Below are 15,525 nucleotides of genomic sequence, written 5' to 3'. Positions count from 1 at the left end.
AATACAGATGAACAATGATATTTTACAGCGCTACATTTTTGATAATGCCGATGTGCGAGGCGAGATAGTCCAATTAGAACGCTGCTACCAAGAAGTGCTTTCTGCACATAGCTATCCGGTCGCATTACAGTGTCTAATCGGTGAGTTAATGGCCGCGACATCGTTACTCACGGCAACCATCAAGTTTACCGGTGACATTAGCGTACAATTACAGGGCGATGGCCCAGTCTCTTTGGCGGTAATTAATGGTAATAATAAGCAAGTCTTACGTGGTGTAGCACGTTGGAACGGCGATATTGCTACAGATACAAGTTTGCAACAAATGTTTGGTAAAGGCTATATGGTCATTACCCTAACTCCTGATGACGGTGAGCGTTATCAAGGGATTGTGTCGCTAGATCATGTCAACCTAGCTGCATGCTTAGAAGAATATTTTAACCAATCAGAACAATTACCCACTCAAATTCAGTTATTTGCTAACGGTAAACAAGCCGCAGGTATGCTTCTGCAAGTGTTGCCAACAAAGTCGGAGCAAAATGATGACTTTGAACATATATCAACATTGACGTCTACCATCAAAGCAGAAGAGTTATTCACTCTTGATGCAGAAGAAGTATTACATCGCTTGTATCATCAAGAAGAAGTGCGCTTATTTGATCCTGTTGATGTGACGTTTAAATGTAGCTGTTCTTATGAACGCAGTGGCGCGGCCATTAAAACCTTGCCGCAAGCTGAAGTTGAAGCGATTTTGGCCGAGGAAGGCAAAATTGATATGGATTGTGAGTACTGCACAGCAAAATACTCTTTTGATGCCATCGATATAGCGGCATTATATTCCGGTAGCCACAGCAGCCAATCAAAACAGTAACCAATGACGTAATAGATACGTAACAAATTACAAAAAAAGCGCGCTTTGCGCTTTTTTTATCCCTAAAACACCGATAAAAATGCCTGCAACCAAAAACCCATCAAAAAAATAACCAAACTGTTCGTTACCAGAGCGTTAACTTGCGTTACAATCTCCTACATTAGTTTATAGCCATTGCGCAAGCAAAATATCAAACTAAGTTTCAACACCTAACCCCAATAGCGATTCATTGCGAAACACGACCTAAAAGACATGGAGATCAACACTATGGCGGATGTATCAAACCGCGTTCACCTCAATCCTACGACAGCACAGCTTGTAGAAATCGCGCTTCTTCGTGGAGAGGGTCAACTCACCGCAAATGGTGCCTTAGTGGCCAAAACAGGGGAAAGAACAGGTCGTTCACCCAATGACCGATTTATCGTCAAAGAGGCAAACACCGAAGCTGATATTGAATGGGGCAAAGTAAACCGTCCATTTGATGCCAGTAAATTTGATGCATTATGGGGTCGTGTAGAAGCTTACCTTGCAGACAAAGAGTTATTTATGTCTGAACTCGAAGTGGGCGCTGATGACGAGCATTATATTCCAGTACATGTAACCACTGAGTATGCGTGGCATCAACTCTTTGCGCGTAATTTATTTATCACTCCAACAACATTTAATCGTGGCAACAAAGATGTCTGGCAAATTATCAATGCGCCTGGATTTGTTTGCGAACCAGAACGCGATGGTACCCATTCTGAAGCGGCCGTTATTCTTAACTTTGCCGAACGAAAAGTACTTCTTGTGGGCTTGAAGTACGCTGGAGAAATGAAAAAGTCGATGTTCTCGGTACAGAACTTCTTATTACCAGCAAAAGGTGTGTTACCAATGCATTGTTCGGCTAACGTCGGCCACGATGGTGATACTACTTTGTTTTTCGGTTTATCTGGTACCGGTAAAACCACTCTTTCTGCCGATCCAAAACGGTTTTTAATTGGTGATGACGAGCACGGCTGGGCACCCGGTGGCGTATTTAATATCGAAGGCGGCTGCTATGCAAAATGTATCGACTTAAGCCAAAAAAATGAACCTGTTATTTGGGACGCTATCCGTTTTGGTACTGTATTAGAAAACGTCGTACTTGATGAACAGCGAGTGCCTGACTATAAAGATACCAGCCTGACTGAAAACAGTCGCGCGGCCTACCCTTTAGAACATATAGCTCAGCGTAAAGAAAGTAATCGCGGCGCAGAACCTCATGCGGTCGTCTTTTTAACCTGTGATGTATCGGGCGTATTACCGCCAGTATCGGTGTTAAGTAAAGAGCAAGCGGCGTATCACTTCTTGTCTGGTTATACCGCGAAAGTAGGCTCAACCGAAATGGGTTCTACTTCTGCAATCCAGTCAACCTTCTCGACGTGTTTTGGTGCACCATTCTTCCCACGCCCTGCAGGCGTATATGCCGAGTTATTAATGGCACGCATTGAGTCGTTTGGCAGCCAAGTTTACCTGGTCAACACTGGCTGGACCGGTGGTCCACATGGTGTAGGTAAGCGTTTTGATATTCCAACAACGCGAGCCATTGTTGATGCCATTGTTAGCGGTGAGCTCAAAGATGTTGAAACGCTTTATATTGATAAGCTCAATCTACATGTACCGGTTAGTGTTTCAGGCGTCACCACCGCATTGTTGAACCCTGTTAACACATGGGCAGACAAAGCTGAGTACAACAAATATGCTCAGCAACTCGCGCAAGAGTTCAGTGATAATTTTGCAAAATATCACGTGTCTGATGCCATTAAAAATGCCGGCCCTAACGTATAAGCAATACATCGACTCTTCGCCGTCCACTTAATGTAATATGACGCCTAAAATCCCGACTCCGGTTGGGATTTTTTATCGCTATAAATTCAGTTCACTTATCACCATAAAAGCCTCTGAAACTGATGATGTGCAATGCTATGATGTCGTTAACGTAATTGTTTCAACACCATCATTGCTCACAGGGGTATTCATGCACCGTATTTTTCTTACCAGTTTACTGGTCAGTTTATTATTCATCAGTTCCACATCCGCTCATGCTAACGATACTGCACAGTCGACGCCCCTAGTACCGACAGAGAAAATGGCGCATTTAGAAAACGACAGCATACTGCCTCCAATGCGTCCTTGGTCAGGCGCGAGTGAGTCGTTACTGTTAAGCGCAAATCAGCCTTGGGTAACCCCCTTTGAGCAGCAAGGCTATATTTCTAGCCCAAACTATCACGACACCATGGAATGGTTAGATAAACTCGTCGACAGCAGTGACATGTTGCAAAAAGTCAGTATTGGTAAAAGCCCCCAAGGACGAGATATATGGATGATTGTTGCATCGCAAGACGGGGGATCAACGGCAACAGCATTAATCGATAATGGTAAAGCAACCGTCTTAGTGCAAGCGGGGATTCACTCGGGAGAGATTGACGGTAAAGATGCTGGCATGATGCTACTGCGTGATATCAGCCATGGCAATAAACGCGGATTACTTAAAAACGTCAATTTACTATTTATTCCCATTTTTAGTGTCGATGCTCACGAGCGCAGCAGTCAATTTAGCCGGGTTAATCAGCGTGGACCGGTGAATATGGGGTGGCGCACCACGGCTAAGAATCTTAATTTAAACCGCGACTATGCCAAAGCAGATGCGCTAGAAATGCAGCACCTTATCCGTGCCATTACTATTTGGCAGCCAGATTTATACATTGATATCCATGTGACCGATGGCATTGACTACCAATATGATGTCACCTTTGGCTACAACGTTGAGCAGGGACATAGCCCAAGCATTTTTGCATGGCTGGAGTCCATTTACCGTCCTGCCGTTGAACAAGCCTTAACCGAACAAGGTCATATTCCGGGGTCATTGGTGTTTGCCAACGATAACACCGACATGAGCAAAGGTCTGTCATTGTGGAATCCTAGCCCGCGATTTTCTAATGGCTATGGTGATGCGCGCCATTTACCAACTATTTTAATTGAAAACCATAGCCTTAAACCCTATAAGCAACGAGTCCTTGGCACCTATGTCATGCTTGAACAAACACTTAAAACGGTGGCGAAAAATAGCACTAAACTAAAAACTGCCATCAATAAAGACAAATATCGAAACCCAAGCAAGCTAACCATCAGTTGGCAAAAAGAAACCTTGGCACAAGGTAGAGACTTTAAAGGTATGGATTACCGTATCGAGCAAAGCCCGATCAGTGGCGATAAGGTCGTTCGTTGGACTGAAGCACCTAAGCTATACCGTAACCTACCTGTTATTGCGAACACCCAGCCAGTGATCACTGTCACTCGTCCTGTGGCTTATTACATTCCGCCACAGTGGGCTGAGGTTATTAATCGTTTATCTTTACATGGCATCAGAATGACACGACTGAATAAACCAACATCGATTTCTGCGCAGCAATATCAATTCAGCAAGCCAATATTCTCAAGTGCTGATTATGAAGGCCATCAAACCGTGTCAGCGCAAACAACCCTCCACAAAATTACCACCCATCTTCCTGCTGGGAGTGTGCGTATCCCAACCGACCAGCCTTTAGGTGATTTAGCCATGCTATTACTTGAACCTCAAGCTGAGGACTCTTTGTTTTACTGGGGATTTTTTAATACCATTTTTACCCGTACAGAATACATTGAAGACTATGCAGTTGAGCCTTTAGCGGCAAAAATGCTTAGCGACAATCCAGCACTAAAAGCCGAATTTGATCAAGCATTGAAGGATCCGGATTTTGCTCAAGATAGCAAAGCGAGATTACGCTGGTTTTATGAACGCAGCCCTTACTACGATAAGGAATACATGAAGTACCCAGTATTACGAGCCTCTAAATAATATCGCTATCACTCTACAAGTGCGTTGGTGCTTGTAGAGTGACGGCTTAGCTTATACTGTTCAATCAATGATAATTTTTGCGAACGCGAATATTTCTTGATGACAATTTCACGTTTCGCAGCCTCACTTCGGTCAGTCAATTGCTCTTGGTAAACCAAGGTTAACGGCCCTTTACCTTTTAGGTATTTAGCCGCTTTAGGGCCGCTTGCTTGATGCTCGGCAAGACGACGCGCAATATCCGTGGTAATGCCAGTGTACAAATGTGAATTGGCACAGCGAATAATGTATAAATACCAAGCCGTATTGGCGTTATTTTGCGACATAAAATTTAAAACCTTAAGTGTGATCATAAAACTCTTGTGTCATCATGGCATACTAAACACCATTAAAAAGCCAACACCTATTTCAGCCCATAACGCTGCTCATGGTATTTTAGCTATTCATTAAGGAAATGCTGATGTCCAATAATCAAGACCCTTGCGCTCAACCAGCATTGCTTCATCCCGATCAAGCGATTGAGCAACTTTTAGCTCAAGTTGAAGCAACCCAAGATACCGAGCTCGTTTCATTAACCCAAGCAATCGACAGAGTACTTGGCGAAGATCTCGCCTCAAGTATTGATTTACCTCCATTTGATAACTCAGCAATGGACGGTTACGCATTTCGGTTTGCTGACTTAACCCCATCACAGGATAAAACAACCCTCACCCTAGTGGGTAGTTCTTTTGCGGGTCACCCCTTCAACGGCCAAGTGCCACCCAATAGCTGTATTCGTATTATGACTGGTGCACCTGTGCCTGTGGGTTTTGATAGCGTGCAAATGCAAGAAAAAGCCCAAGCAGACCAAAACCAAATTACCATTGAGCATCCGCATCGATTAGGCGCAAATGTGCGCTGTCGCGGTGAAGAACTGCTTGCCGGTACCAAAGTCTTACACCGTGGTGTCATTATCCGTGCTGCAGAAATGGGTGTACTCGCCACCATCGGTATTAGCCACGTTAGAGTGACACGTAAATTGAAAGTCGCTTTCTTTTCCACTGGTGATGAATTACGCCCAGTGGGAAGTGAACTGGCACCAGGACAAATTTATGACTCTAACCGCTATTCAATCCAAGGTTTATTAAGTAAAAGCCATGTTGAATGGATTGATTTAGGCGTCATAGCCGACAATAAAGAAGCTATTCGTGGCGCATTTAGAGAAGCAGCAAGCCAAGCTGATATGGTGTTAACATCAGGCGGAGTCTCGGTTGGTGAAGCCGATTTTATTAAGCAAATTTTATCAGAAGAAGGTCACATCACCTTTTGGAAACTGGCTATTAAGCCAGGAAAGCCGTTTGCATTTGGTAAAGTAGGCAATGCTGTTTTTTGCGGTTTACCCGGTAATCCAGTCTCATCGATGGTGACGTTTTATAAATTGGTGTTGCCTATTTTACATAAAATGCAGGGACTAAAACCGGTTACGCCTTTATTTTGCCAAGCGCGGTTACTGACTGACATACGCAAACATCCTGGCAGAGTCGAATACCAACGCGCCATACTCAGTCGTAATGAGTTGGGTGAGCTTGAGGTAGCCATTACCGGCGGCCAAGGCTCTGGCATGCTCACGTCAATGAGTTTAGCGAATTGCTTTGTGATATTAGATCAAGACCAAGGTGACACCGCCCAAGGAACCCAAGTTACTATAGAACCATTTAATCATGTGTTGTGTTAGGAATAAATATGGACTCACTTGATCAAGAGATACTCACCGACACGGAAATGCTGCGTTATAGCCGTCAGATCTCCATTAAAGCTATCGATATTGATGGCCAAGAAAAGTTGAAACTTGCTAAGGTATTAATTATTGGTGCTGGCGGTTTAGGCTGTGCAGCAAGCCAATATCTTGCCGTGGCTGGGGTGGGTGAAATCACCTTAGTTGATTTTGATACGGTAGAGCTTTCTAATTTACAGCGTCAAGTATTACACCATGATACCAATATTGGGCAGCCAAAAGTTGAATCGGCTAAACAGGCGTTAATGCAACTAAATCCGCTAATTAAGATTAATACGATTAATGCCCTGTTAGATGATGATGAGATTAACGCGCAAGTAAGTCAGCATAGCTTAATTCTTGATTGCACCGACAATATGTTAGTACGAGAACAGCTTAATAAAAGCTGTTTTGAGCACCAGGTGCCTTTAGTGTCGGCCGCAGCGATTCGGATGGAAGGCACTGTAACGGTATTTGACTATCAACAACACAGTCCTTGTTATCAATGTTTTAGTGCCTTATTTGGCGAGCAACAGTTAACTTGTGTCGAAGCGGGTATTCTTGCACCTGTGGTCGGTATGATTGGTTGTATCCAAGCAACAGAAGCCATTAAAGTCATCACAGGTATCGGACTGCCTTTAACGGGGAAGTTGTTAATGATTGATGCGATGACCATGGAGTTTAGGCAGATGCGCTTGCCTAAACAACCCCACTGTAACGTCTGTGGTGTGAACGTCTAAAGTGATACTAGACTCAGACGTTGGTAATAGCACAGACGTTGGTAATAGCACAGACGTTGGTAATAGCACAGACGTGAGTATTCTCTCAGTCAGCGCTATCAACAAAATCTGTTAATGGCGCTGCAACTCATTCAACCTGCGTAAGCCTTTCGCGGTCAGCTTTAGCAACATAAGAGGGTTTATTGGTTGCATGGAGCTTCGCATTGGCTTTTTTTGCTTTGGCTTTCAGGGTTTGATTGATTTTCTTTTTACGGTTCATATGGGTCTCTTGATAGCATTTGTTGACGGTGTTTTTTTATATAATCTACGGTTTATACAATCTGAGTTTGATACAAAAAAATCATTATACAAAACAACCTGTCTACAAGACAATGATCGCCTCAAACCTGCCCAACCTCTAATGATTGCAACACATCAAAAACCAAATTGCATCGCTCAGAACCACGATTATTCTTGTAGTACCACCCACAGTGCATGGATAAGCCCAGGTACAAAAAAGAAAAGGCATAATAGGATATTAATTAATAAGTCCTTACCCATACCATTTTTGAGCAGTACCGCTACTGGTGGGAGCAAAATCGCAAGGATGACCAGTAATAATTTATTAGAATCCATGTTAGTTACCTTATTTAAGTTGATTAATTTAGCGACAAAAATTATAAAAATAGTATACGATACAACTTGTTAACTGGAATCATTATTCTATTTTTGTGCACTTATTTTGTTATTGCATCATGAGTCATCTTCTTCACGATACTAATGAGTCATATGGAACATAGTCAGAGTATTGTTTTTGTTCAATTTTTTAGTTTAATCGCGCTAAGCTGTGCACTAGCCTGGACATTGCTTGCTCATCTATTACGCATTGCACCTAAAGCCAGCTGGTGTTTCGCGGCGACCAACGTTTGCACTTTTATTGGTCTCTTACTTTATACCCAACGTACTGAAGCAATTAACTATTTATACTGGTTTGTTGCAGACATGACAATCCTACTGGGTTTTGCTCTGGTACGCTGGGGTTGCCAACATTTATTTAAACAACCTTTAACTTATCGATTTGATCTTATATTACTGGCGACCACGGCATTATTAATGCTACTAGTGCCCCCCTCCCTGACCTATGCAGTGTACTTAGTGATCGTCATGAGTATTACCGCAGCGACCTTTATCACTCTAACGGGTATTGATAACTTTCGGGCAGTGAAAAAACACCTACCGCTGTATTATGCGACTTTGTTAAACATACCCTTTTTTACCATAGGTTTGCTATTTATCATCCGCGCCATGGCTCTGTTGTTTTCCCCCGACCAACTTGCCAACATTTCTGCCGCTGACAAGCTTAACTCATCATTGGTGATGTGGAGCTACATCATATTGTTATTACTGACTAATTTAGTATTATTTGGTAATGCTCTAACTCGTTTAGTGTTCAAAGTCGCTCGGTTAGCCAACAAAGATCAACTGACAGGCTTATGGAATCGCCATGCATTATTGGACAAACTCGAACAAGTTGATGCCTTGTGGCAACGTAATGGACTCGCTTATACTCTAATGGTGCTCGATTTAGATCACTTCAAGCTTATCAATGACTCATACGGACATTTAGCCGGCGACAAAGTGCTCAAACAAACTGCTGAAGTATTACAGCAGACATTACGCAAAGTCGACTTTATCTGCCGTTATGGTGGTGAAGAGTTTCTGGTTATATTGCCATCCACTAATACAGATGAAGCCCAAATAGTTGCTGAGAAAGTGCAAGATAGAATAAACGACTTATCTATTATTTGGCAAAAAAACACCATTAATATGACCCTAAGCACTGGCTATGCAACCTGTAAAACTCACCTCACTATTGAACAGTTATTACAGCTCGCTGACGATGCCATGTACCTTGCTAAAAGCAAAGGTCGTAATACGATTTGCTCAATGGACTCAATAGATGAATCGATTGCCGCTAGCTCAATAGAGCAATCTTAATCGATACAAGCGTTTCACCTGCCTTTGCACATCATAAACTTTAGCCCATTAACAAGACTTCAGCCTATTAACCCTCTCTGTAACCTCTGCTCGGGATAATAAACCGGCGGTGCCACAGGCTAATAAAAGACAACTAGTCTTTACTCGGCCACGGTAAATCATTAGGTGATTGCCATTGATTAGCCATAAGCTGTTGGCATGCTGACAACAAAAACTGTTGACCTAATGAGGGCGGTTGTTGAAAAACATAAGCCTGATCTCGATAAGTAAAATGCAAACTATAAGCATGTAAATAGCACCTGTCACTAAGCTCATTGCCATAGAGTTGATCGCCTAAAATAGGCACTCCAATACTGGCTAAAGCCACTCTCAATTGATGGGTTTTGCCACTGAGCGGTTTCAGTAAATACAGCCGCATACCATGGGCAATACTCTGACTGAAAAACTGCGTTACGGCGGGGTTGCTGCTGGTCCGCAGTAATTTATACATACTGCGACGCGACTTAGCCATGTCGCCAATAATCCAACCTTGTTTCTTTTTAGGTTTACCGCAAGCGATTGCCAGATAATATTTTTGAACTTTATGCTGAGTAAACATTTGGGTAAACACACTAGCAGCTTGTGGTGATTTAGCCACCACCAGCAAACCGGATGTCGGAGTATCGAGACGATGAACAGGGTAAAGCTTATAACCTAAATCAGCCTCTGCCTGAGCAATCACCCCAGCGCTGCCATCTTGACTATGAAAATGAACATTAACGGACTTACTGATGACAATAAAGTCTGTTTGGTCACTGATCACTTGATACATAGATTATCCAACAAGGATTAAAGGGGGGATACCCGCAGGATTATTTAAAGTGAATACTCACCAATAAACCAGGGTTATTATCATGTAATGAAATCGTCGCTTTATGACGCGACAAAATAGCCTTTACCATCGACAAGCCTAAACCCGTGCCTTTGAAATGACGACTTGGGTCTAAGCGGACTAAACGGTCAAATACCCGCTCTTTATCTTCGTCAATAATACCCGGTCCATTATCACTAATTTGAATATGTTTACCGTGCTGAATAATACTGATTGTAGCACCCTCGGGTGAATACTTTATCGCGTTATCCACTAGATTAAACAAAGCTTGGAACAATAAATACTTATCACCATTAACGTGAATATCACCTTCTAAACTGATTTTCAGCACTTGATCGCGACTCTCTGCAATAACCTCAGCCATCTCAAATAAATCTTGGCAGATTTGCTGTAATCTCACCGGCTGTAAATCAAGCATTTGCTGGCCTTCTTCAATGCGAGTTAACGATAACATGGCATCAAATGTCCCCAGACAATGGTCTAACTCTTCTAGCAACTCAGCAGTGGCATCTGCAAGCTCAGACGTAGGTTTTTGCGACAACTGTTCTATGCCTATGCGCAAATGCGATAGCGGGGTGCGTAAATCATGGGCAATGTTATCGCTGACGCCGCGAACGGCACGTAAGTTTTGCTCTAAAGTGTCGAGCACCAAATTAAATTGCCGCGCAAGCATGTCAAATTCATCTTGGCTTTCACTTACCGGCAAACGCGTTTCATAATGTCCAGCTTCAATTTGTTCACTTAAGCGGTTGTATTCGACCAGTCGCCTAAGAATGGCTTTAGAGAAAATATAACCTAATGCTAGCGTGAGCCCTAACGTAAACGCCACCGCCCAAAACGCCGCATTAATAAATTTCTCAATTAACGCTGCAAGCTGATCGGTTCGCGTAGCAATGAGTACTGGGCCATAACGAGTAATGACTAGACCGCCAGTCAGGATATGCAGCTTATCTGGGCCGCCAGTAAAAATAGGGAAATCTTTGGTTTCGGGCAGTTGTGGCATGTTTTCGGGTAAGAAAGTCAGTGCGCCAACCATATCGACACTGTTGCGCCAGGCAATCAATGCCGTTTTTGGATCGGCAGCACGAATTTGAGCGGCAAAACTACGACGGTTAACCGTTAATGCTAACTGCTGATAGCGCTGCATTTCTGCAGAAAGATGTTTGTCTACCTGATTTTGTTGCTCAATAACTAACTGTCGATAGAGACTGAGCACCAACATAACAATGAGTATGGTGACTAAAGTCGAGAAGATAAGCGTGATCCGCCACGCACTACTTTGGTAAGGCTTAATGCCTTTTGCAAAGGCGATAACCAGCCCCTCTTACGGTTTCAATTAGCTCACCATGCCCAAGTTCTTCAAATTTGCGACGTAATTTGGCGATGTGCACATCAATCACGTTGGTACGAGGATCAAAATGGTAGTCCCATACTGCTTCAAATAATAATGTCCGACTAATCACTTGATTCGGGTGTTCCATTAAATATTTAAGCAATTGAAATTCTTTTGGTTGTAGCATTAACTCGCTATCATCCAGGGTAACTTTACGGGTGAGTAATTCCATCTTCAAACTACCAACCTCAATATCTGTGGCAGCAGGTTCAACCACATTGCGTTGAATAAGCTTTTCAGCACGCACTAATAATTCCGCAAAGGCGAATGGCTTAGTCATGTAATCATCACCACCCGCACGCAAACCTTTTACACGCTCATCAACGTGGCTTAATGCCGATAAAATGAGTACCGGAGTATTATTCCCACTGGTACGCAGAGCAGATAATAATGTTAAGCCGTCTAACTTAGGTAGCATACGATCGAGGATCAACAAATCATATTGGTTATGTTTCGCTAACGTTAGCCCTTCTTGACCATCCGTCGCACTATCGACTTGATATTTCTGAGCAGTAAATCCATCGGCTACATACTTTAATGTAGTAGCATCATCTTCAACCAATAAAATACGCATAGTCATAGAGTCTTTAATCCCATTTGAGCAAAGGTAGTGGACGTAGGGTTTCAATATCGAAAGCAATGGTATTTCTACTATCTTGATTGAGTAATTTTAGTTCGAGATAACTAATTGACAAATCGTGGTCCAATTCCGCCTGTGTTAAATATCCTTGCTGATTTTCAATCGCGAGCGTCACTAATTCTGAAAACTTCATATGCTTGGCTTGGAGCATTTTTGCCGCATTCACTTGGCCAATATCATCAGAGGCATAAGTTGACGATTTTTCAGCTAATAATGTACCGTCTAAGGCTCGGTATTGGTATTTATGTATTCGGTGTGTCTCTACGTTAACCATAGAAATTTTATACACCAGCAAGCCTTCTTCAACATCAACATCAAAGTCACAAATGGTGCCTTCATCTTGTTGCTCTAATTGTTCCATGACCGTTATTGGCTTTAAAAAGTCGCCATTGATCAATAAAGAGTGCATAGACGGTGTCGCCATCACGGCACAAGGAAGAAAGCATATTGCTAGCAGCAACCGAACCATCACGAGCCTCTATATAATTGAAAATGGTATTACATGACCACTCTACCTAAGAGCAGACGAAGTCCCAAGAAATCTAAGATTAATAATTGATCATAAATATCATTTTTCGGCGCGATGGGCCGTCGTCACATAACATTTTCTCGAAATAAGAGGTCAGGTAAATCGATAATAACAGCACAAATGGCAACGTTTTATCGTAACCCCGCCATTGATGTTGCCAACAAGCCACATTGACGCGTCAATGGTCATGTTATTATTCAGAAATAGCGCCAAAACGCGATCAAACTATTGTTTTATTTGCTTTTATTATCACAATCAAGACTGCACACTTAAAATGTGAATTTGATCTGACTTGAGAGCAATAGTCGTTTGCACGCCTGCCGCCAAGGCTAATTTATGCACCAAATGAGTAGGCACATCGGTATTGATGATCGACCCAATACCGACAACAGATGCTATCACCCGTGATGATTCACCCATCACCAGTACAGATTCAATTAATACCTCTAATTTATTTAAGCTTTTACACAAACGACCACTGCTAATGGCGTTAAAGCGAATGCCTTGATTTGGGATCACCCAGCGGATAGATTGGCCGATAGTTAATCGTGGTGAACTGTCGCTGACAATGAGTTCATCACCCAAAGTAAACTTGGTCATGTTGCGTTCAATGTCTTGCTCTACAACTTGACCATCAAAAATATTCCTCAAGCCCATCTGCCTGGCCACCGCTTCGTCATTGGGGTGAGATAACACCTCAAATGGCTTGCCTTGTTGCAACATTTTACCTTGGCTAATCAATATCATCTTATCGGCCAGTAACAACGCCTCATGCATATCATGGGTTACCATGATGACAGGTATAGATAATTGTTGTTTTAAGCGAGCTAACTCAATGTATAAGCGCTCGCGAGTTTCTTTGTCTACGGCAGAAAAGGGTTCATCAAGCAGCAAAATAGTCGGCTCGCGAGCCAGTGCACGAGCCAGCGCGACTCGTTGACGTTGTCCGCCAGACAATTGAGCGGGTAAGCGATCAGGCAAACCTTGCAAGTTGACGCGCTCTAACCAATCTAAAGCACGCGATTTTCGCAATGCTTTGGGGACATGGTCAAGCCCAGAAATGACATTATCTAACGCTGATAAATGCGGAAACAAACCAAAATGCTGCGGCATATAACCAATATGCCGTTGCTGTGGCGTTAACGAAATCGACTGTTGTGCATCAAACCATAGCAGATCACCACAGTGGATTTGTCCCTGTTGAGGTAAGCTCAAACCGGCTATCATTCTTAGCAAGGTGGTTTTACCACCACCGGAAGGACCAACAACCGCTAATACCTCACCGGCGCGGCAACTAAAATGCGCTTCAAGTGGAATAGGAGAGGTTTGTGAAATATCACATATAAGGTCAGCGCTGCGAGGCACCATAATGCCCTCCTAAACGCTTCGACATACTCGTAGTCAGCGCTAAAGCACTCACTGCAAACAAGAGTAATACCAAAGACATCATTCCTGCGGAATCAAAATCAAATGCCTGCACACTGTCATAAATTGCTATCGAGATCGTTTTGGTTTCACCGGCAATATTACCGCCCAGCATTAACACCACACCAAACTCGCCTAGTACATGAGAAAAACACAGCACCACTGCGGTTAATACTCCAGGCCATATCATAGGTAATTCGACTCGAAGAAAAATACGTAATCGACTCATGCCACAGCAGGCCGCAGCATCACGAATATCAATGGGAATGGTTTCAAAAGCACGTTGAATAGGTTGAACCGCAAAAGGGATATTGACGATGATAGAAGCGATCACTAAGCCTGAAAAATGAAACACCAGCTGCTGGCCCGTTAATTGTTCAACCCATTGGCCAATCACGCTCTGATTACCTAACCCTACCAGCAAGTAATAGCCAATAACCGTCGGCGGCAACACTAACGGCACCATGATCAAAGCCTCAAGCCATGACTTACCCTTAAACTGCCGGTACGCCAACCATCGTCCAACCATAATGGCCAACGGAATTAATAATATTACGGTAAAACAACTCAGTTTGACCGACAGCCACAGAGCTTGCCAATCCATTAAGCACCCTTCTTAACAGTAGGTTGCGGTAAATTAAACCCAAATTGAGTTAACACTTCCTGCGCCTCAGCTGATTGCATGTATTGATAAAATCGCTCGGTAGTTTCAGATGCATTAGGCATTAATGCCATCTGTTGATTGAGAGGTTGATATAACGAATCAGGGATAACAACATAGTTTCCGCGCTTAGCAAACGCAGGCGTTAGCACCAAGGATAACGGCACTATTCCGCCTTGAGTGGAGCCACTAATGGTAAATTGGGTGGCTTGTGCAGCATTCTCGCCTAAAATCAGGGTGGGCTGCAACATATCCCATAAGCCTTTTGTTTTGAGCACTTCGCGCGCGCGCTCACCATAGGGGGCATGATCGGGATTGGCTATCGCAAAACGAGACAATTTTCCATCATCGATTAATTGCCTTAGCCCAACTAAATTAGCGTCCAAAATTAACGGCGATTTCTTCGGTGCAGCAAGGGCAAGTCGACCAATAGCATAAATAACCCCACTATCTTGGGTATAACCCGCTTGATGTAACTTATCAATATAACTCTCATCAGCACTGAGCATCATTTCAAACGGTGCACCATGCTGAATTTGAGTGACAAAATTACCCGATGACCCATAACTTACCCGCACAGCCAACCCCGTTTTCTGTTGAAAACGTATCGCGATCTCGTCTACAGCAAACTGAATATTGGCCGCGGCGGCAATGGCGGGGGCATCATTGGCCACGCATACTGAACTGAATCCCACCAGTAATATCGCGAGCAACGCCGCGATACCACTGGTATGAAGCCGCTGCAAAAGCCGATAAAAAATCTGAGTAATGGTGTTAATGAAAGACATTGAGGGCTTATCCTTGCTATGTAC

16 protein-coding genes are annotated in these 15,525 nt (G+C 43.2%); 6 read left to right on the top strand and 10 right to left on the bottom strand.

Annotated elements, in window-relative coordinates; translation table 11 throughout:
* Window positions 1–7: 7 nt before the first annotated feature.
* The 3 genes from hslO (at window position 8) to EGC80_RS05530 (ending at window position 4,727) form a co-directional block, all read left to right on the top strand.
* Entirely contained in the window at window positions 8–868 is an 861-nt protein-coding gene (hslO, locus tag EGC80_RS05540; protein WP_124012989.1) for an Hsp33 family molecular chaperone HslO, read from the top strand.
* Between the two features lie 252 nt (window positions 869–1,120).
* Window positions 1,121–2,677: a phosphoenolpyruvate carboxykinase gene (locus tag EGC80_RS05535; protein WP_124012988.1), complete on the top strand. Its 1,557-nt coding sequence runs from the start codon at window positions 1,121–1,123 to the stop codon at window positions 2,675–2,677.
* 190 nt (window positions 2,678–2,867) lie between these two features.
* A complete protein-coding gene (locus EGC80_RS05530) occupies window positions 2,868–4,727 on the top strand; it encodes a M14 family metallopeptidase (protein WP_124013018.1) in 1,860 nt (619 codons plus the stop codon).
* 8 nt (window positions 4,728–4,735) lie between these two features.
* Here the strand turns inward: EGC80_RS05530 and EGC80_RS05525 are convergent, their stop codons facing one another.
* Window positions 4,736–5,050: a GIY-YIG nuclease family protein gene (locus tag EGC80_RS05525; protein ID WP_308199794.1), complete on the bottom strand. Its 315-nt coding sequence runs from the start codon at window positions 5,048–5,050 to the stop codon at window positions 4,736–4,738.
* Between the two features lie 134 nt (window positions 5,051–5,184).
* Between EGC80_RS05525 and moeA the strand changes: the two genes are divergently transcribed.
* Window positions 5,185–6,438: a molybdopterin molybdotransferase MoeA gene (moeA, locus tag EGC80_RS05520; protein WP_124012986.1), complete on the top strand. Its 1,254-nt coding sequence runs from the start codon at window positions 5,185–5,187 to the stop codon at window positions 6,436–6,438.
* Window positions 6,439–6,446: 8 nt separating this feature from the next.
* The gene (gene moeB, locus EGC80_RS05515; protein WP_101033623.1) at window positions 6,447–7,217 is read left to right on the top strand and encodes a molybdopterin-synthase adenylyltransferase MoeB; all 771 of its coding nucleotides are present in this window, start codon (window positions 6,447–6,449) and stop codon (window positions 7,215–7,217) included.
* 127 nt (window positions 7,218–7,344) lie between these two features.
* On the opposite strand, the gene EGC80_RS05510 is transcribed toward moeB, so the two are convergent.
* Both EGC80_RS05510 and EGC80_RS05505 read right to left on the bottom strand, forming a co-directional pair.
* A complete protein-coding gene (locus EGC80_RS05510; RefSeq protein WP_101033621.1) occupies window positions 7,345–7,476 on the bottom strand; it encodes a DUF2986 domain-containing protein in 132 nt (43 codons plus the stop codon).
* A gap of 188 nt (window positions 7,477–7,664) precedes the next feature.
* Window positions 7,665–7,832: a YqaE/Pmp3 family membrane protein gene (locus EGC80_RS05505; RefSeq protein ID WP_101033619.1), complete on the bottom strand. Its 168-nt coding sequence runs from the start codon at window positions 7,830–7,832 to the stop codon at window positions 7,665–7,667.
* A gap of 153 nt (window positions 7,833–7,985) precedes the next feature.
* Here EGC80_RS05505 and EGC80_RS05500 point away from each other — a divergent pair, with 153 nt between their 5' ends.
* Window positions 7,986–9,194, top strand: coding sequence for a GGDEF domain-containing protein (locus EGC80_RS05500; protein WP_164839425.1), 1,209 nt, complete (start codon window positions 7,986–7,988; stop codon window positions 9,192–9,194).
* A gap of 133 nt (window positions 9,195–9,327) precedes the next feature.
* Here the strand turns inward: EGC80_RS05500 and EGC80_RS05495 are convergent, their stop codons facing one another.
* From EGC80_RS05495 to modA, 7 genes are all read right to left on the bottom strand, one after another.
* Entirely contained in the window at window positions 9,328–10,005 is a 678-nt protein-coding gene (locus EGC80_RS05495; RefSeq protein ID WP_101033615.1) for a TIGR01621 family pseudouridine synthase, read from the bottom strand.
* Between the two features lie 40 nt (window positions 10,006–10,045).
* Window positions 10,046–11,287 (bottom strand): sensor histidine kinase, encoded by a 1,242-nt coding sequence (locus tag EGC80_RS05490; protein WP_101033613.1) that lies wholly within the window; start codon window positions 11,285–11,287, stop codon window positions 10,046–10,048.
* A 67-nt stretch (window positions 11,288–11,354) separates the two neighbouring features.
* Window positions 11,355–12,032: a response regulator transcription factor gene (locus EGC80_RS05485; RefSeq protein WP_101034784.1), complete on the bottom strand. Its 678-nt coding sequence runs from the start codon at window positions 12,030–12,032 to the stop codon at window positions 11,355–11,357.
* Between the two features lie 13 nt (window positions 12,033–12,045).
* Window positions 12,046–12,507 carry a hypothetical protein gene (locus EGC80_RS05480; protein ID WP_232772112.1) on the bottom strand — a complete coding sequence of 154 codons (462 nt, stop codon included), beginning with the start codon at window positions 12,505–12,507 and terminating at the stop codon, window positions 12,046–12,048.
* Between the two features lie 375 nt (window positions 12,508–12,882).
* Window positions 12,883–13,995, bottom strand: a complete 1,113-nt coding sequence (locus EGC80_RS05475) for an ABC transporter ATP-binding protein (RefSeq protein ID WP_124012984.1) — start codon at window positions 13,993–13,995, stop codon at window positions 12,883–12,885.
* Entirely contained in the window at window positions 13,976–14,656 is a 681-nt protein-coding gene (gene modB, locus EGC80_RS05470; protein WP_101033608.1) for a molybdate ABC transporter permease subunit, read from the bottom strand. Before modB ends, EGC80_RS05475 begins: the two co-directional genes overlap by 20 nt.
* The gene (modA, locus tag EGC80_RS05465; RefSeq protein WP_124012983.1) at window positions 14,656–15,501 is read right to left on the bottom strand and encodes a molybdate ABC transporter substrate-binding protein; all 846 of its coding nucleotides are present in this window, start codon (window positions 15,499–15,501) and stop codon (window positions 14,656–14,658) included. Before modA ends, modB begins: the two co-directional genes overlap by 1 nt.
* Window positions 15,502–15,525: the final 24 nt, after the last annotated feature.

The sequence above is a fragment of the Shewanella psychromarinicola genome (assembly GCF_003855155.1).
In the GTDB taxonomy this organism is placed as follows: Bacteria; Pseudomonadota; Gammaproteobacteria; order Enterobacterales; family Shewanellaceae; genus Shewanella; species Shewanella psychromarinicola.
The sequence above is the reverse complement of the archived record's forward strand: the minus strand, read 5'-3'. Positions and strand labels throughout refer to the sequence as shown.